General features: G+C 42.6%; 19 protein-coding genes. 8 read left to right on the top strand and 11 right to left on the bottom strand.

The genetic code is table 11. The features are described 5' to 3' along the window. Positions 1-9: 9 nt before the first annotated feature. From RSX31_RS18635 to RSX31_RS18620, 4 genes are all read right to left on the bottom strand, one after another. Positions 10-1,017 (bottom strand): FecCD family ABC transporter permease, encoded by a 1,008-nt coding sequence (locus RSX31_RS18635; RefSeq protein ID WP_148994357.1) that lies wholly within the window; start codon positions 1,015-1,017, stop codon positions 10-12. Continuing rightward, positions 1,017-2,021: a FecCD family ABC transporter permease gene (locus RSX31_RS18630; RefSeq protein ID WP_315635626.1), complete on the bottom strand. Its 1,005-nt coding sequence runs from the start codon at positions 2,019-2,021 to the stop codon at positions 1,017-1,019. Before RSX31_RS18630 ends, RSX31_RS18635 begins: the two co-directional genes overlap by 1 nt. A 69-nt stretch (positions 2,022-2,090) precedes the next feature. Then, positions 2,091-3,020, bottom strand: a complete 930-nt coding sequence (locus RSX31_RS18625; protein WP_315635625.1) for an iron-hydroxamate ABC transporter substrate-binding protein — start codon at positions 3,018-3,020, stop codon at positions 2,091-2,093. Continuing rightward, a complete protein-coding gene (locus RSX31_RS18620) occupies positions 2,971-3,816 on the bottom strand; it encodes an ABC transporter ATP-binding protein (RefSeq protein WP_315635624.1) in 846 nt (281 codons plus the stop codon). Before RSX31_RS18620 ends, RSX31_RS18625 begins: the two co-directional genes overlap by 50 nt. 184 nt (positions 3,817-4,000) lie before the next feature. Here RSX31_RS18620 and RSX31_RS18615 point away from each other — a divergent pair, with 184 nt between their 5' ends. Then, complete coding sequence (locus RSX31_RS18615) at positions 4,001-5,050, top strand: NAD(P)/FAD-dependent oxidoreductase (protein ID WP_148994353.1); 1,050 nt, start codon at positions 4,001-4,003, stop codon at positions 5,048-5,050. A 37-nt stretch (positions 5,051-5,087) separates the two neighbouring features. Here the strand turns inward: RSX31_RS18615 and RSX31_RS18610 are convergent, their stop codons facing one another. The 3 genes from RSX31_RS18610 to RSX31_RS18600 all read right to left on the bottom strand — a co-directional run bounded on the left by RSX31_RS18610 (position 5,088) and on the right by RSX31_RS18600 (position 7,132). Further along, positions 5,088-5,792 (bottom strand): DUF421 domain-containing protein, encoded by a 705-nt coding sequence (locus RSX31_RS18610; RefSeq protein ID WP_148994352.1) that lies wholly within the window; start codon positions 5,790-5,792, stop codon positions 5,088-5,090. A gap of 99 nt (positions 5,793-5,891) precedes the next feature. Continuing rightward, positions 5,892-6,617, bottom strand: a complete 726-nt coding sequence (locus RSX31_RS18605) for a TerC family protein (RefSeq protein ID WP_148968078.1) — start codon at positions 6,615-6,617, stop codon at positions 5,892-5,894. A 206-nt stretch (positions 6,618-6,823) separates the two neighbouring features. After that, positions 6,824-7,132 carry a hypothetical protein gene (locus tag RSX31_RS18600; RefSeq protein ID WP_148994351.1) on the bottom strand — a complete coding sequence of 103 codons (309 nt, stop codon included), beginning with the start codon at positions 7,130-7,132 and terminating at the stop codon, positions 6,824-6,826. A gap of 232 nt (positions 7,133-7,364) precedes the next feature. On the opposite strand from RSX31_RS18600, the gene RSX31_RS18595 reads away from it, so the two are divergent. From RSX31_RS18595 to RSX31_RS18585, 3 genes are read left to right on the top strand one after another with little or no spacing between them, the layout of a single operon-like run. Continuing rightward, positions 7,365-8,372 carry a tripartite tricarboxylate transporter substrate binding protein gene (locus tag RSX31_RS18595; protein ID WP_148995122.1) on the top strand — a complete coding sequence of 336 codons (1,008 nt, stop codon included), beginning with the start codon at positions 7,365-7,367 and terminating at the stop codon, positions 8,370-8,372. 54 nt (positions 8,373-8,426) lie between these two features. Beyond that, positions 8,427-8,885, top strand: coding sequence for a tripartite tricarboxylate transporter TctB family protein (locus RSX31_RS18590; RefSeq protein ID WP_148994350.1), 459 nt, complete (start codon positions 8,427-8,429; stop codon positions 8,883-8,885). A 12-nt stretch (positions 8,886-8,897) separates the two neighbouring features. Then, positions 8,898-10,412, top strand: coding sequence for a tripartite tricarboxylate transporter permease (locus tag RSX31_RS18585; protein ID WP_148968081.1), 1,515 nt, complete (start codon positions 8,898-8,900; stop codon positions 10,410-10,412). A gap of 44 nt (positions 10,413-10,456) precedes the next feature. Here RSX31_RS18585 and RSX31_RS18580 read toward each other — a convergent pair whose 3' ends face one another. Both RSX31_RS18580 and RSX31_RS18575 read right to left on the bottom strand, forming a co-directional pair. Then, positions 10,457-11,149 carry a response regulator gene (locus RSX31_RS18580; RefSeq protein WP_315635623.1) on the bottom strand — a complete coding sequence of 231 codons (693 nt, stop codon included), beginning with the start codon at positions 11,147-11,149 and terminating at the stop codon, positions 10,457-10,459. A 12-nt stretch (positions 11,150-11,161) separates the two neighbouring features. Then, positions 11,162-12,745, bottom strand: coding sequence for a sensor histidine kinase (locus RSX31_RS18575; RefSeq protein ID WP_315635622.1), 1,584 nt, complete (start codon positions 12,743-12,745; stop codon positions 11,162-11,164). Between the two features lie 156 nt (positions 12,746-12,901). Here RSX31_RS18575 and RSX31_RS18570 point away from each other — a divergent pair, with 156 nt between their 5' ends. Both RSX31_RS18570 and RSX31_RS18565 read left to right on the top strand, forming a co-directional pair. Continuing rightward, positions 12,902-13,315 carry a potassium channel family protein gene (locus RSX31_RS18570; RefSeq protein ID WP_148968084.1) on the top strand — a complete coding sequence of 138 codons (414 nt, stop codon included), beginning with the start codon at positions 12,902-12,904 and terminating at the stop codon, positions 13,313-13,315. Positions 13,316-13,432: 117 nt separating this feature from the next. Then, complete coding sequence (locus tag RSX31_RS18565) at positions 13,433-13,831, top strand: YbaN family protein (RefSeq protein WP_315635621.1); 399 nt, start codon at positions 13,433-13,435, stop codon at positions 13,829-13,831. Positions 13,832-13,930: 99 nt separating this feature from the next. On the opposite strand, the gene RSX31_RS18560 is transcribed toward RSX31_RS18565, so the two are convergent. Next, on the bottom strand, positions 13,931-14,377 hold the full coding sequence (locus RSX31_RS18560) for a hypothetical protein (RefSeq protein WP_148994347.1): 447 nt from the start codon (positions 14,375-14,377) through the stop codon (positions 13,931-13,933). Between the two features lie 10 nt (positions 14,378-14,387). Beyond that, positions 14,388-14,726 (bottom strand): ASCH domain-containing protein, encoded by a 339-nt coding sequence (locus tag RSX31_RS18555; protein ID WP_148968086.1) that lies wholly within the window; start codon positions 14,724-14,726, stop codon positions 14,388-14,390. A 163-nt stretch (positions 14,727-14,889) separates the two neighbouring features. Here RSX31_RS18555 and RSX31_RS18550 point away from each other — a divergent pair, with 163 nt between their 5' ends. After that, positions 14,890-15,828 carry a DMT family transporter gene (locus tag RSX31_RS18550; RefSeq protein WP_148968087.1) on the top strand — a complete coding sequence of 313 codons (939 nt, stop codon included), beginning with the start codon at positions 14,890-14,892 and terminating at the stop codon, positions 15,826-15,828. Between the two features lie 111 nt (positions 15,829-15,939). After that, complete coding sequence (locus RSX31_RS18545; RefSeq protein ID WP_315635620.1) at positions 15,940-16,479, top strand: DUF3189 family protein; 540 nt, start codon at positions 15,940-15,942, stop codon at positions 16,477-16,479. The last annotated feature ends 98 nt before the right edge of the window (positions 16,480-16,577 follow it).

Below are 16,577 nucleotides of genomic sequence, written 5' to 3'. Positions count from 1 at the left end.
ATTTCGTTCTTATTTTTTCAATAACAAATACATGAAATAAGGTGCCCCGATCAAAGCGATCATGATCCCTGCTGGAATGCCATCGGGTTCCAGGATATTACGACCGACTGTGTCAGCAAGTAATAATAGCCATCCGCCAAGCAGTATGGCAATCGGGATGAACATTTGATTGCGTGGTCCGACCAAAGCTTTGGCGATATGGGGAGCCATTAATCCGATAAAGGCGATTCCTCCTGTGACCGAAACAGCCGATGCGGCTAAAGCCACAGCTACCATCAGCATGATGAAACGTTCACGATTGATGGAAACTCCTACACCTACAGAGACAGGTTCACTTAATCCCAGAAGATTCAACATCTGAGATTTATAGAGTGCAAATGGAATCAGAATCACGAGCCATGGTAGAAGCGCCCATATGAACGGCCAGTCTGACCCCCAGATATTCCCCGCCAGCCACATGGCAATGAAATCCACTTTTGCCCGTTCGGCACTGGAGATGAGAATGATCATGAGCCCCGACAGTGCCATGGAGAATCCGACCCCTACTAAGACTAATCTGACAGGCTGAATCCCATTACGCTTACTATACGAAAATAAGTAGATCAAGCAAGCTGTAATCAGTGCTCCCGCAAATGCAACAATAGGCAAGAGATAAGCAAATGAACCGGCATCTATCGGAAAAAATAAAAAGAAGATGGCAATGGAAACCCCTGCCCCGGAATTGATACCGATAATTCCGGGATCCGCTAAGTCATTACGTGTGATACTTTGTAGGATGCAACCGGAAAGGGCCAGGGCCATCCCGGCCAAAAGCGTAATGATGATTCTGGGTAAACGAATGGAAAATAGGATGAATTCTTCTTTAAATGACCCTTCACCTAAAATAGTAGGCAGTAGACGATCATATGAAACAGAAGAATAGCCCATTCCAATACTAATAAATGTTGTTGCTGCGATAAGGATCAGTAGTCCAATAAGAAGTAATCGTTGTTTTTTGATCAAATCCGGATGTATCATCAGAAGCCTTTTCCTCCTTTATGCACGATAAACAGGAAGAAAGGTAAGCCCATCATCGCGACGATCGCTGCCACAGGTGTTTCGTAAGGGGCGTTGATTGTACGGCCGAGCGTATCTGCGAGCAGCATGAATGTTGCTCCAAACAGGGTGGAGATAGGGATGATCAAGCGGTAATCTGTCCCCACCACAGCCCGTACAATATGGGGGATCATCAAGCCGATGAATACCATATTCCCGACAAGGGCAACGGCAGCGCCTGCAAGTAGAACTATCACGATAAACAGGATCGTTTTCACAAAAGCCGTACGTTGACCCAATCCGACGGCAACTTCCTCGTTTAAACTTAGTATGGTTAGTTGTCTGGATAAAAAGATTGAAACCACGATACCGATTAAAATAAATGGAACAATCACTTGAAGCTGATTCCACGTTGTCCCGATCATTCCACCGGCCGTCCACATTGACACATCTTTGGAAAGCTTAAAATAGAGACCGATTCCTTCAGAAATGGCAAATAAAAAGGCGGAAACGGCAGCACCGGCCAATACAATTCTAAAGGGAGAGAAGCCGCCCCGTTTCATTGAGCTGATGCCGAATACCAACAATGCCCCTACAGCAGAGCCGATGAAGCAAGCAATCATAATGCCGTAGTAGCTGATGGAAGAAGAAAAGGCAAGAGCAACGGCTAATGCTGCGTTTGCTCCTGCTATCAATCCAAGTAACCCCGGGTCTGCAAGGGGATTTCGCGTCATGCCCTGCATGATGGCTCCCGATACGGCTAAAGAAGCTCCAACAACAATGGCGGCAACATCCCTGGGGAAGCGGATCTCCCGCAGGATGGTTACCTTATCCCCATCACCGGCAGGAGTCAGTGCAAGCCATAAGTCCTTCACCGTTGTCTCTGCAGCCCCATACACCACAGATATAAGAAATGCAGCAACAAATAAGAAGGTGGCCCCGATTAATTTATAAAAAAATGGAATTCGCTGATTTTGAGTTTTCATAATCAATCATCTTTTCTTTATTGGAGTAGAAAGAAAGGGAATTCTTGTGATAAGAATCCCCTTTACGAATTAATTGCCTAGAAATTTCTCTTTGAAGAAATCCAACTGGTAATCAAGTGTTAATGGATCATTAAAGTAGAATTCCATCATGTTCACTTCATATACTTGGTTGTTCTTTACTGCAGGAATGTTTTTGTATGTTTCTGTATCCATGAATGAGTTATCTGCTTTCGGGTCTTTGCTTATAATCAGATAATCTCCGGCATACTCAGGCATAACCTCTGTTGAAAGAGCGAAATATCCAGGTTCCAACGCTTGTTCTTTTACTTTTTCAGGCATCTTCAGGTCCATTTCCTGATAAAGGATCTCGGTACCGCGACCCCAGTTGTTTCCATAAACGTATAATTGCTTATTGAAGCTTTCAATAACGGAAACGGTTGTATCTTCTCCAATTTTCGCTTTGATGTCTTCTCCTGCAGTCTGGGCACGCTTCTTGAAGTCATCCACCCATTCTGTCGCTTCTTTTTCTTTATTTAGTAGTTTGCCAATTTCGATGTGCTGTGTTAAATAGTCTACTTTTCCATAAGTGTATGTAACAGTAGGGGCAATTTCATTTAACTTATCGACATTTTTAATATTGGATAGGCCGATGATTAGATCAGGGTCAAGCTCAATGATTTTCTCCAGGCTTTCGTCGGTTACTTCTTCCACATCTTTTAATTCCTTATCCCAACGGGGATTCATTTTTGACCATGAGTCGACACCTACAACATTCACATCCAATGCCATGACGTTACCGGCAAATGAGGATAGTACGACTACGCGCTGTGGATCAGCCGGTACTTCAACCGGTCCATTTTCTGATTGATAGGTGATGGTATCAGAAGACTTCGTGTCTTTTTCTTTTGAATCCGAGCTTTCTTCTTTCGTAGAACTGTTGCCGCAGGCACTAACGAGCAGCACTAACAGCAGAGTAAACGGGATGAGCCATTTCTTCATGTTGATCTTCTCCTTTTAGTAGATTATATGTGTAACACATTGGCTTGTTTGTTCGAGGATCTCTTCCTATCTCAGCATCGATTTGAAATACTTTTTTCAGGACCTCATGGGTGATGACTTCCTCACAATTTCCGGCTTTCACGATTTCTCCTTCTTTTAAAGCAACGATATAGTCGGCAAATCGTGCAGCTTGATTTAGATCATGGAGGACCATCACAATGGTGCGTTCCTGTTCTCTATTCAGCTTCTGTAGAAGTTCCAGTACTTCCAGCTGGTGAGCCAAATCTAAATATGTAGTCGGTTCATCTAGAAAGATGATATCTGTTTCCTGGGCAAGAGCCATGGCAATCCAGACGCGTTGTCGCTGACCGCCTGATAAGGCATCGACTTCCCTGTACTTAAACTCCAGGGTCCCTGTCACCTCAAGCGCCCAGTTGATGACGTCATAATCTTTCTTCGATAGACGGCCCATTCCTTTTTGATGAGGGAAACGGCCATATGAAACCAATTCCCCTACCGTCAGTCCACTGGCACTCTCAGGGGTTTGCGGAAGAATCGCCATCTTCTTCGCTAATTCCTTTGTGTTGCCTTTAAAAATGTTTTCACCATCTAACAGGACGTTGCCGGAATGATGGGGGATGATACGGGTAATCGCTTTCAGTAAAGTCGATTTTCCACAACCATTTGAACCAATGATTGTTGTGATTTTTTTATCAGGGATGTCCACGCTTAAGTTTTTCACGATGAGGCGTTCACCGTAGCCAATGTTTAATTCGTTTGTATAGAGGCGAACCATTTTAAGACCTCCGTTTATAGATTAGTAAAGTGATAATGATTCTCAATCTCGAACAATTTAAATACTATAATCCTTTTTTACTAATGTCAATAGAAATTTGTATTGTCAAAGCATAAAAAAAGATGTAGGATGTAATTGAGAATGATAATCAATTATATTTTGGTTACTCAAGGAGTGGACGGAAATGGATAATCACGAACTATTTGATGTGACAGTCATTGGGGGAGGTCCAGCGGGACTTTACTCAGCTTTCTATAGTGGACTTAGAGAAATGAAAACAAAGATCATCGAGTTTCAGCCAACATTGGGTGGAAAGATACATGTGTATCCTGAGAAAATGATTTGGGATGTAGGGGGACTCACTCCGATTCCCGGGGCGAAATTAATTGAGCAGCTTGTTCAACAAGGATTGACTTTCGATCCGTCTGTCGTCTTGAACGAAAAAGTTGAATCCATTACACGCAATGAAGAAGGTACCTTTATATTAGAAGGTTCTTCTGGGGAAAAGCACTACTCAAAAACGGTCATCATCGCAGTGGGAAGCGGAATCATCAATCCTCAGAAGCTTGATATCGAAGGGGCAGAACGATTTGAAGTTTCTAATTTAAATTACACTGTCAAGTCATTAAAAAGGTTTAAAGATAAGACGGTCATCATTTCAGGTGGAGGGAACTCAGCCATCGATTGGGCAAATGAATTAGAACCAGTAGCGAAGAAAGTGTATGTTGCCTATCGAAAGGAAGCATTGAACGGACACGAAGCTCAATGTGCCCAGCTCATGAACAGCTCGGCATCCTGCCTGCTCAACACATCTATTACCAAGCTGATTGCAGCCGCTGATCACGAAACCATTGAAAAGGTGCAACTGACCAATCATCAGACAGGAGAGGTTTCCTATTTACCCATTGATGAAGTAATCATTAATCATGGGTATGAAATAGATACTTCCCTGCTTAAAAATAGTTCATTGAATATCGACATGATCGATCAGTATTACATAGCTGGTACGACTACCAGCGAATCATCGATCGAAGGCATTTACGCAGCGGGTGACATCTTGAAACACGATGGAAAGGTGAACTTGATTGCAGGAGCATTCCAGGACGCGGCCAACGCAGTCAATAGAGCCAAGCAATTCATTCAACCTGAAGCGAATAAATTCGCCATGGTTTCTTCCCATAACGAAGTATTCAAGAAGAGAAATAAAGAACTGGTCAGGCAGATGATGAAGTAATGAACAAAGCTCTCTCCAAATTCGGAGAGAGCTTTATTTATTTATACAAATAGATTTTAATGTGCTCTTGTTTATCGATCGTGGCAAGTAATACATCGTGCACGGTGACATTGTAGGTGGTCTTTAGCTGATCATGCAGCCAATGTTCATCCTTTCCCAGTTTCATTAACAGAGATTGATTGATTTTCCGATCTTCAATAACGGGCATGGGGAGATCGAACCCTTTTGGGGACAGGGACAGATCCTTTTGAGTCACAGGCTGGTATTGTGGTTTGAGAAATATGGAGATTTCTCCGCCAGTTTCCCACAGGGCCAATGCCACATTCTCAACTTCTTCGGTCTGCTGCTTTCTTAATTCAGACAAAAGGCTGTCTATGGGTACACGTGCTTTCTTGAGATTTTGATATAGGATTTCCCCGTTATCGATCAATGGGATAGGGGAAGGATCGAGTATTTTTCGTATGAAAGTTGAATGCAGACTGAGGTATACCCCAATCAGATAGAGTGCCACTAATGTGCCCATGGTGAGCATAGAGCCTTTCAATCCCAGCCCTTCGTCAGACAATGGGTGAGCCATGATGTTCCCTATAAGGAGGGCCATAACAAAATCAAGGAATCTTAACTGTGAAATCGATCTTTGTCCCATTAATTTAGCTATGATAATTAGAAAGATGAAGCCGAAAATAGCGCGCAAAATCCATTCCAGGCTAGTCAACGATTCCTGACTCATAAAGAAATCCAAACGAACACGTCCTCACTTCGATCAACTGCCAATTAGTATCTCCTAAAGATTCCTCCACAAAACAAAAAAGATGCCTACAAATGTAAGCATCTTTTGGATTTAAGCATTATATTGTTCAACGTTTTTATTGTGGGGTGAAACAGATTTCTTATTTACTAAGTATCCGATGAGTAAAACCCCAACCGTAAGACCGATTGTGATCAAATACGTAACAGGACCATGATGGATATTAAGTAAATGTAAGAATTTCTCGTCTCTAACAATCATTTCACCTGCTGTAAATGCTAGAATTCCTGCACCTAGATAGGCAATCCATCGATATTTTTCAAGTACTCTAACAATCGCCTTTGATCCAAATATCATAATCGGAATCGAGATGAATACTCCCAGGGCGATCATACCGATATGCCCATGTGCTGCACCGGCAACGGCCACCACATTATCAAGGCTCATGACGGCATCTGCGATAATGATGGTCGTGATCGCTTGTCTAAGTCCGGTATGAGATTTAATATTGGCTTCTTCTTCACCTTCAACCAGTACTTTATAGGCGATCCATAAAAGAAGGACCCCGCCGATCAGATGAACATAAGGAATTTTTAATAAGTACACAATAATGGCAGCAAAGAAAATGCGCAGGATGACAGCTCCTGCTGTTCCCCAGAAAATCGCTCTGTTTTGATGTTCTTTCGGTAATCCTCTCGTTGCCATAGCGATGACAATCGCGTTATCCCCGGATAGTATGATATCGATTGCAATGATTTTTAATAGTGCAATGATGGCTCCCGATGAAATGGCAAGTCCAAGTGGAAATAAGAAATCCATATTCAGTTCCTCCTTGATTCTACTAATCTATGAACGAAACACTAACTAATCTATAGTATCACAATTGATGGAATTTTGAACTGTTATTATTTCTAAGATAAATATTTCCAATTTGTGCTTGTACTATTTAATCAATGAAGGATAAGTACCTATAATGAAAGAAAAGCTCCATCTCATTTTTCTAGGGGATGGAGCACTTTCTTTTATTAAGATTGCGGGTAGGGAGGTGGATATGGGTAAGGGTACGGATATGGGTAAGGATAAGCTGGAACCGGTACAGGGTAAGGACCCGGTGAAGCTGCAGCCCCCACAGCTAAGCCAGTCACCGTTCCCGCCGCAAATCCAGGATAGTAGCCACCTCCGTGATAACCCCAGTTGCCTCCGTGATTCCAATTTCCTCCCTGGTTCCAACTTGTTCCGTGTCCCCATGTGGCGTGTACGTGTCCATTGCCCCAGCTCGCATGCCCTCCGCCTCCGTGTATGGGTCTGTACATACTGAATCGTTGATCAAACATCGCTCTCACCTTTCTCACTATAAGGAAGTTGCTTTATCATATGTGGATTGTTTAAAAGGGTTTAATAAGTTTTAGCTGGTAATACGACATAAGTCAATTCCATGAACTTTATAAACAATATACCCACAAAGTTCCTTTTGCCGTTTATTTACGATTTATTTTATTAAGTTTCTGAATTTTCTATAATGAAAGCGTTATCAATAATATTCAGAGGGGGAAATGGTTGATGAAAATGAAAACAGGTATCATGGCTATCATTTTATCAAGTTTACTAGTTGTCACCACGGCATGCGGAGGATCTAACACTGCAAGTAATTCTGAAAGTGATGGGGAATGGAATCCGTCTAAACCAATTGAAGTCGTTGCTCCAGCTGGTGCCGGCGGAGGTTGGGATACGACGGCCAGGACCGTTTCAAAGGTAATGGAAGAACAGAAAATCATTGAAGAGCGTATGGCTGTAGTCAATAAACCAGGGGGCGGGGGCTCTGTCGGCTGGTCATATATTGATAGTAAAAAAGGGGATAACCACACGATGTTCGTCACGTCTCCACCGATGTTCTTTGTTCCCCTAAATGGACAGTCGACATTGTCTCACAAAGACTTCACGCCTATAGCGGGGGTGATCGCTGACTATGCAGCCTTTGTTGTAGACGCCGATTCACCTTACGATACGATGAATGATCTTGTCGATGCATTAAAAAAGGATCCGACATCAGTATCCATTGTAGGGGTATCTTCACCGGGAAGCATGGATCACATGCAGTTCGTAAAAGCGGTTAAGGCAGCAGGGGTAGATGTTAAAAAGCTGAAATATGTTTCGGCTCAAGACGGATCTGGAATGAGCATGCTCCTCGGGGGAAAAGTGGATGTGTACTCGACGGGACTTGCGGAAGCTTCTGAACAAGCCCGTGCAGGCAAGGTGAAGGTTCTGGCGATTACAGCTCCCGAACGTTTGGAAGGAGATACGATTTCAGAGTTCCCGACGTTAAAAGAACAGGGGATTGATGATGAATTTGTTGTATGGCGTGGATTCTTAGGACCAAAGGATATGGATCCCGATGCCGTTGCTTATTATGAGAAAGCGTTTAAAGACATGATCGAAACGGATCAGTGGAAGGAAATGCGGGATAAGTTTGGCTGGACTGACAACTACATGTCTTCAGAAGAGTTCAGTTCCTTCCTGGATGAAGAGTACAAAGAAATTGAAGCATTAATGGAGGAAATCGGCTTGAAAAAATAATGGGGTATGGAGCAGAAACATCTGCTCCTTCCATTTTGAATAGGAGTGAGTCACATGAGAACAAAACCAGATCGAATCATCTCAATACTTTTACTAGTTTTTGCCGGGATCTATTTAGCTCTCAGCTTTCAGCTTCCTGCATTTCCATACGCCATTATCGATAGTGACGTCCTTCCGAAAGGGCTTGGATTCCTGCTCATTATTTTAGCGGTTGTTTTGTTTTTCCAGGCGAAGGATGATACAGGAGAAGATAAAAAAAGACGATATGTCAAAAAAGAAGATGTCATCATTCTTTTATCGGTATTAGGAGCACTGCTCATATATATTTTTTTACTTGAACCGCTCGGATTTTTATTATCTACTGTTCTATTTTTGTTGGTCATCCCGTTTGTATTGGGCTTCAAAAAGAAACTCACAACGGTATTAGTGGCTTTTCTATTTTCAGGCATCATGTATTATTCATTTAACTATTTACTCAACATTACATTACCACAGGGGATTCTACCCTTTTAGGAGGTGACGGGCATGATTGAAAGTATATTATATGGATTTCAAGTAGCATTCACCCCGGAAAACTTATTTTTCGCATTTATTGGGGTGTTGGCTGGTACGATTATCGGGATGCTGCCTGGATTGGGTCCGATCAGCGCCATTGCGATCATGATTCCCCTGAGTTATGGGATGTCTCCGGCTTCCGCCTTGATCCTGATGGCAGGGGTTTATTATGGTGCCGTGTTTGGAGGCTCGACTTCTTCAATTCTATTAAATGCCCCTGGTATTTCAGGGACAGTGGCAACAGCTTTTGACGGATATCCCATGGCAAAGCAGGGGAAGGCAGGCAAAGCACTTGCCATTGCGGCCATATCATCTTTTGCAGGTGGAACGATAAGTGTAGTGGCACTTATGCTGGTAGCACCTTATATGGCTAAGCTTGCCATTACGTTTGGGCCAACTGAGTATTTCGCTCTAATGCTTCTGGGACTCACAGCGATTTCGAGTTTATCTGAAGGGTCCACCAATAAAGCATTGATTTCGGCGACGATTGGATTAATCATCGCAACTGTCGGGATTGATCAGCAAACAGGTACACAGCGTTTCACATTCGGGAACCCGGGTTTATTAGAGGGGATCGACTTTCTGATCATTGCTTTAGGATTATTTGCATTATCCGAGGTTTGTCAGTTAATTATCTCACGGAATGAAAATACGTTGAAAGGGAAGAAGGCTGTTGGCAGTTTAAAGCTTGAAAAGAAGGAATTGAAGGAGATGGCAGGACCGATTGGTCGTCATTCCGTCCTTGGTTTTATACTGGGAGTCCTGCCTGGAGCAGGAGCAACAATCGCTTCATTCCTTTCCTATATTTCAGAGAAACGTTTATCCAAAGATCCATCTTCTTTTGGAAAAGGGAATATCAAGGGACTGGCCGCGCCTGAAACGTCCAATAATGCAGCGACAAGCGGGGCATTCGTTCCCTTGTTAACATTAGGGATACCAGGGTCTGGAACCACTGCTGTACTACTTGGTGCCTTACTTGTTGTAGGGGTGCAGCCGGGGCCATTGATGCTTCAGGATCACCCGGACGTTTTCTGGGGAGTCATCGCAAGTATGTATATAGGGAATCTTTTTCTATTGATACTTAACTTACCGCTCATTCCTGTATTGGCAAAAATCTTATATATTCCGAAGCAGCTGTTGATCGCATTGATCATTGTATTCTGTTTAATAGGGGTATACGCAGTCAGCTTCAACACGTTCCATCTGTACTTGCTTGTAGGATTTGGCGTGTTAGGCTATTTGTTGAAAATGTTCAAATTCCCTGCGCCGCCATTTATTCTGGCGTTTATATTGGGGGGGATGATGGAGCAATCCTTCAGACAGGCGATGACGATCTCAAATGGATCTTACAGTGTGTTTTTTCAAAGTAATATCACCATCGGATTACTGATCGTTTCATTCCTTTCACTTGTTCTCCCTACTATTTTAGGGTTTGTGAGAAGAGGGAAGGCCACGGAAAGTCAGGATCTGAAGAAAGAAGCATAATCAATAGAACAGCAGTGAAGCCCCAATGCCTCACTGCTGTTCTATTATGCTTGAAGAAAATATTTTCTCTGAGGTCTCCCGACACCTCCATAGGTAAGCTCCACTTTAATCTTCTTTTGGGAAACAAGATACTCCAGATAGCGCCTGGCCGTTGTACGGGTAACGCCGACTTCCCCTGCCATTTCCTCAGCAGTATAACCCAGGCTGTGATCGGTTTCTATCCGCTTGAGTATGGAATCCAATGTAATCGTATCGATCCCTTTCGGGGGTTGTTGAACGGTTTGAATGTTACTCGTGCTTTTCTTTCTAGTAAACAGGTTGTCCACTTCATGTTGATTTTCGACTTGAGAATCATTCATTCTCTCTTTATAGTGTTGATACTTTAGAAGAGTATCCTGAAATCGGTTAAAGATAATGGGCTTCAGGATATAATCGAATGCCCCGCCACGGATGGCATTGGAAATATGTTCGGTTTCCTTTGCTGCTGTGACCAGGATGACATCTGTACTTCGATAATGCTTTCTGATCTCCCAGAGAAATTCACTGCCGGTGCCATCAGGAAAGTACACGTCAAGTAAAATCAAATCAGGATTAACAACAGGTAAGACTTTCTTGGCTTCTGCGATGGTAGTGGCGATCCCGCCAACCTGAAATCTTTCCATTTGAGCGATGTACTGACTGTTAATCTCAGCTGTTTGAATATCATCTTCTATAATGAATACGTTCCACTTACGCAATACTTTCTCCCCCTAATGTTGCTTTGGAATACTAATCGTAAACAATGTGCCCCCAAGTTCACTATTTTCCACTGTCATGTAACCGTTCAGATGCTCCACACTTCGTTGCACCAGGTGAAGACCGATGCCTCTGTCTTTGCCGGCTTTTGTGGAATAGCCCCTTTCAAATATTGAGTCTATATCCTGGATTCCTGCACCGCTGTCTTCTATTTCAAAAATGAAATCATCACCTAAATCGGTCATAAACAATTGAACCAGCCTGTAATGCAATGGCTGGGACAAGACTTCTTCAAAGGCATTATCAAGAATGTTCCCAATGATGGTAATCAATTTTTCCTGCTGCACATCTATAAGTGGCGTTGTAATTGAGCTATCAGGATGGATCGAGAACGAGACCTTCAACTCTTGAGACCGGTTATACTTTCCAATGATCAGGCCTGCCAAGACAGGGTCAGGTACCGCTTTCAATAGAAATTGAATTAAGTCTTCATATCCAGAGGATTCCTCCTGTATGAGGGCTAATGCCTCTTCATGATGGTGAAGTTGAATGAGACCTGCAATCGTATTCAGTTTGTTTCTGTATTCATGTGTCTGTGAGCGCAATATGCCTGCATATTCTTGAACCTGAGAAAGTTCTTTAGTGAGCTGATCGATTTCATCTTTTCTCCTGAAACTGGCTACCACCCCGACGATTTCGTCCTCTTCAAATATAGGGAGCCTGTTGACGATGAGGTCATGATGATTTAATGAAATCTCATCATCGAGCTGGCTTTCTCGAGTTTCCAGGACATCCATCATTTTCGTATCGGGAATGACTTCTAGAATATGTCTCCCCCTATTGGAGGATTGATGATCAAGAGCCAGGATACTGTGGGCTTGAGCATTGATTTCCGTAATCGATCCATGTTGATCGATTGCAATGATTCCTTCCCGGACTGATTCGATGATGGCCCGCTTTTCCTTGAACTGCATGGCAATTTCAGCAGGTTCCAAACCGAAGATCGCCTTTTTGATTCCTTTCCCAATGAAAAATGAACCTATGATTCCAATTAATAGGATGACGGTGACGAGTATCAGTACCTTAGTACGATAGGGAATGACAATATCACGGATCCTGTCTTCAAGAAACCCGACTGACACTACCCCAATGATTTCGTTTTTGGAATTTCTTATGGGAACCTTTCCTCTAACAGATGGTCCTAATGATCCCTTTGCATGAGAAACATAAGATTCACCCCTTATTAACGCTCTTTCGTTGTCTCCACCGACCATCTTTTTCCCGAGCCGTTCAGACATGGGATGAGAGTAGCGAACAGAGTCTCTATTGCCGACAACAATAAAGGTGGCCCCTGTTTCTTTTCGAATATCTTCTACCAGGGGCTGGATGATGTCTTCCGGCTGATTTGCATTAAAGGCCTCGATGACAGCCGGCATCTTGGATACAGATTGTGCCACTGCCAGTGCTTGTTTCCCTTTCAAGTCCGTTAATGTATCGGACAGCATCCTGAAAAAGATGAGTGATAAGGATAAAATCAATAATGAAAGAAGTGCTAATACAATAACGATAATCTTGGATTGAAGTGAGAACTTTTTCATTGCAGGTTCCTTCTTTTCGGAAAATTCTATTATTACTAGAATAAAAGAGTTGATGGGTTTGTACAAGGGGAGATGAGAATCTACTGTAGTTGAGTTTTAAACATATAACAAGTGGTATATGAAACATAGTACATGTAAGAGGAGGATTCAAACGTTTTGGCAAGCATCGTTACAATCGGAGCCATCATTTTCATCCTGGTAAACTTAATCTATTTCTTTAAAGATAAGCATTTCAAATACAGTTATTTTAGTACAACGCTTTTTTATAAGCTGTTTTTCGTACTTCTCAGTATCATGATCGCATTTGCTGTACTCTATTATGCCCTGTCGTTTGAGAATCCGATGCTGCGTGTCAGTTCACCCAGTGGCAAGCCGGTAGAGCATACGTTTCTCAATTATCTCTATTATAGCGGGGTGACGATCTTGTCTGTCGGGTACGGTGATTATATCCCGACAGGACATATACGATTCTTTGCACTACTTGAAGCAGCCATAGGATTGCTGCTTCCGACAGCCTATTTCATGAAGGTTTTGGAGTCGAAGGGAAAAGAGAACAAGGAGAATGAATAGAAGAGAGGATCTGACTTTGGTGTGAGCGTATACTTCACAAATGTCAGGTTCTTTTTGTTCCTTGCCAGCTTCTTTCATCATGAATAGAATAGAGAGGAAATGAAGGGTTAAAAAGGAGTGGCCGTAATAAAGAAAATGAAGAAAATGATTTATATTTTATTAGGTTTGTTATTTATGGGAATCGGGATTGTAGGCATCGTACTGCCTCTAATACCAACAACTCCACTTTTGTTGTTAGCATCCTTTTTCTTTGTAAGGGGATCCGAACGATTTGAGGTTTGGTTTAAAAGTACCAGTGTATATAAGAAGCATTTAGAAGGTTTTATTCGTCACCGATCCATGACACTGCGCCAGAAGGTTACGCTGCTGATTTTTTCAGACATCATGATTCTCATACCGTTGATTTTATCGGATAGTCTGATAGTGAAAGTAATCCTGAGTTTAATCATTGTGTATAAGTATTATTATTTTATTTTTATGATAAGGACTCTAGCAGTTCGGGGGGATGGTCAGTGATGTGGTCATGGAGACTAGTTAATTTTTTTCCAAAAAATAGCGTGTACCAGGTACAAATGACATCCATTGTTACCTGGTACACGCTATGAGTCAACTCCATTACATCCACAAATTCGGCTTCACGACCATAAACCATAGCATAGCCAGTAGAAGGATTAGATAAATCCAAACGGTCCGATTCAATTTCCCCACCAGCCATTCCCGGTCAGCGTCATCTTCTCCAAATTTCCGTAGTGTCGGTGAGAACGCTCTTGCGAGAAAGAACAGGGAGCAGAACATAATGACAAGGGTCATGATGATCCATGGTGTACTCCACGTCCAAGGTCCGAGTAGCACCAGGAGGATTCCCGTTCCGACGAGCACATGTCCCGAATGCTTGGAAAGTTGGACCGTGAAGCGGAACGTGTCCAAGTACGATGGTAACACGGAATCAGAAGCGGTCCGTAGTTTTTTCATCATCGGCAATAGAACGAAAAATGGGCCGATGGAAGCCACGACGCTGATCACATGCAGGTATATGAGCGTTCTGTATAATAAATGCTCCATCCGTTGTACTCTATTCGTTCACTAATGTGAATTCGTGCACCCAGACTTTCATGCTCGGGTGCCATGGCATGCCTGGGTGATAAGAGAGGATGGCTTCTTTATATTCCTCAACAGTATTAAACCCTTCCTGCTTGGCATGATCATCTGTCAGCTCACCAAGTGATTGGGAGTAGACGCTTTCTACTATGTATTTCTTTCCTTGAAGCTCCATGATTTCTCCAATATCAGCGTATCGTCCGTTTCTGCGGGTCGCCGTTTTCTCACCCTTAATCACTTTCTCAACGTCCTCAGCTTTAGTTACCAGACGGTCGATCGTACACGTTTTTGGCGGTAGTTGTTGATTTGTCATTTTACAAAACCCCTTTCGACCTTTAACTATAGCATAGTCCGGGTTGGGGAAGATGGTCGATTACAAAAATTGTTTCACGATTCGAAGTTATTTCCTGGCAGGGAACTTCATGGGGTGCTATGATGGGTGAATACTAAATACAGAAAGAAGGCCTCAGGGAGAAGTGAAAAAGTGGCAAACGTATTTGATACTTGTGTTCATCATGTTGATTTGGGGCTTTAATGTTCCTGCACTAAAGGTTCTGGTGAGTGAATTTAAGCCTGTAACGATTACATCACTCCGCATCTTCACTGCAGGGATTAGCGTATTTATCATTCTTGGTATTATGAGGAAAATAAGAAAACCAACGGCTAAAGAGTTATTGTTCATTATCTCGGGTGGCTTGTTGAATGTAGTCAGTCATCATTATTTTTTATCGGTTGGTTTAACAGGCACGTCATCGACAAACGGTGGTCTCATATTGGGAACCGGTCCGCTGTTGACTGCTTTAATGGCAACCATTATCCTGCGAAACCGGCCTACAGTGATTAAAATCCTCGGGTTTCTGTCTGGTAGTGTCGGGGTTGCGATCATTGTGTTATCAGGCGGAGAGGGATTAGCCGGACTAAAGACCGGGGATCTGTTTATCTTTATCTCGATTTTTTCACAGGCCTTAAGCTTCATTATCATCAGCCGGGCAGCCAAAACGTTGGACCCCCGATTACTTACGGGGTATATGCTGGTGTTTGGTTCCATTGTCTTGTTTGCGATCAGTCTGGTCACAGAGCCGGGGGCATTAAAAGAACTGGGGAGTGCCCCAAGCTCCATATGGCTTTTATTCTTTGCTTCTGCCATTTTAGCAACGGCAGTAGGGCACATGATTTACAACCATTCAATTGGAAAAATTGGAGCCGCCGAAACATCGATTTTCCTGAATCTCAATACCTTTTTCTCCCTCGTAGGAGCTGCCATTTTTCTTAATGAAACCGTGACGTTTTATCACCTGATCGGATTGGTGTTCATCGTGCTTGGAGTAGTGTGTGGATCCGGTACACTTGAAGAAATCGTCATTAGAAGAAAGCAAAAGAGATTCCTTGAAGGAAAACAGAGACATCTGATGTAGATGGCTCTGTTTTTTTTGTGAATCTTTTCAGCTTAATTAATGCGCATGCTCAGCATATCCTTCGCTTGTTAAGCTCATACTGTAATAAACGATTTTCAAGGGTGGTTACCAATGATATATATTTATAATGACTTTGGTGGAACTCATACAACTTCCCTGGCAGCTGCCTATCATCTGCATCTCTTAAAACTTTCGGAACTGACAAAAAATGACATTCTTTCTGTTCCTTATTTCAACCAGCTAACAAAAAAAGAAGCGGGACAAATCCTCTATCGCGGGGTGGATGAAGAGAATAATCCCGTGTATACGATTGGAAGGAGATCTTCAAAGTATGTCGTTCCTGCACTAATTGATTTATGTACAATCCTGCTTAGAAGATATGGAGAAAAGGAGAAAGTCATCATTTCAAACACCTCGCCGACTGTTCCTCCCCTCATGACAGCCGGGGGATTCCTATCAAGGGAGCTGGGAATTGATTCGATAGGCGTTCCCCTTCTCGTGAAAGGGGCACAGCAATGCCACGATCTCATCTATCATCTCGTTGAGGAAACGAAACAAGTTTCCAAAGCTTCTCATGAGCAGGTAGTTGTGATGGAAAATAAAAAATATCAATATCAAATTGGAAAAAAGAATATATTATGGAAAAAATAAATAGTATAATAAGTAAATAATACTAGGTAAAAGGTTGGTCTAGGTGAAATTCAGGGCGAACCGGTTAGAATCATACATAAAGGTAATACTACAGTGAA

The sequence above is a fragment of the Rossellomorea yichunensis genome (genome assembly GCF_032337515.1).
GTDB classification, from domain to species: domain Bacteria; phylum Bacillota; class Bacilli; order Bacillales; family Bacillaceae_B; genus Rossellomorea; species Rossellomorea yichunensis.
Note: the sequence above shows the minus strand (reverse complement) of the source record. Positions and strands in the feature narration are given on the sequence as shown.

What these genes read in the sequence shown, in the direction of transcription:
- RSX31_RS18615 (WP_148994353.1), top strand. Translation starts at nt 4,001, where the DNA reads ATGGATAATCACGAACTATTTGATGTGACAGTCATTGGGGGAGGTCCA.
- RSX31_RS18560 (WP_148994347.1), bottom strand. Translation starts at nt 14,377, where the DNA reads ATGGAGCATTTATTATACAGAACGCTCATATACCTGCATGTGATCAGC.
- RSX31_RS18620 (WP_315635624.1), bottom strand. Translation starts at nt 3,816, where the DNA reads ATGGTTCGCCTCTATACAAACGAATTAAACATTGGCTACGGTGAACGC.
- RSX31_RS18575 (WP_315635622.1), bottom strand. Translation starts at nt 12,745, where the DNA reads ATGAAAAAGTTCTCACTTCAATCCAAGATTATCGTTATTGTATTAGCA.
- RSX31_RS18555 (WP_148968086.1), bottom strand. Translation starts at nt 14,726, where the DNA reads ATGACAAATCAACAACTACCGCCAAAAACGTGTACGATCGACCGTCTG.
- RSX31_RS18600 (WP_148994351.1), bottom strand. Translation starts at nt 7,132, where the DNA reads ATGTTTGATCAACGATTCAGTATGTACAGACCCATACACGGAGGCGGA.
- RSX31_RS18625 (WP_315635625.1), bottom strand. Translation starts at nt 3,020, where the DNA reads ATGAAGAAATGGCTCATCCCGTTTACTCTGCTGTTAGTGCTGCTCGTT.
- RSX31_RS18605 (WP_148968078.1), bottom strand. Translation starts at nt 6,617, where the DNA reads ATGGATTTCTTATTTCCACTTGGACTTGCCATTTCATCGGGAGCCATC.
- RSX31_RS18590 (WP_148994350.1), top strand. Translation starts at nt 8,427, where the DNA reads ATGAGAACAAAACCAGATCGAATCATCTCAATACTTTTACTAGTTTTT.
- RSX31_RS18635 (WP_148994357.1), bottom strand. Translation starts at nt 1,017, where the DNA reads ATGATACATCCGGATTTGATCAAAAAACAACGATTACTTCTTATTGGA.
- RSX31_RS18595 (WP_148995122.1), top strand. Translation starts at nt 7,365, where the DNA reads ATGAAAACAGGTATCATGGCTATCATTTTATCAAGTTTACTAGTTGTC.
- RSX31_RS18545 (WP_315635620.1), top strand. Translation starts at nt 15,940, where the DNA reads ATGATATATATTTATAATGACTTTGGTGGAACTCATACAACTTCCCTG.
- RSX31_RS18630 (WP_315635626.1), bottom strand. Translation starts at nt 2,021, where the DNA reads ATGAAAACTCAAAATCAGCGAATTCCATTTTTTTATAAATTAATCGGG.
- RSX31_RS18585 (WP_148968081.1), top strand. Translation starts at nt 8,898, where the DNA reads ATGATTGAAAGTATATTATATGGATTTCAAGTAGCATTCACCCCGGAA.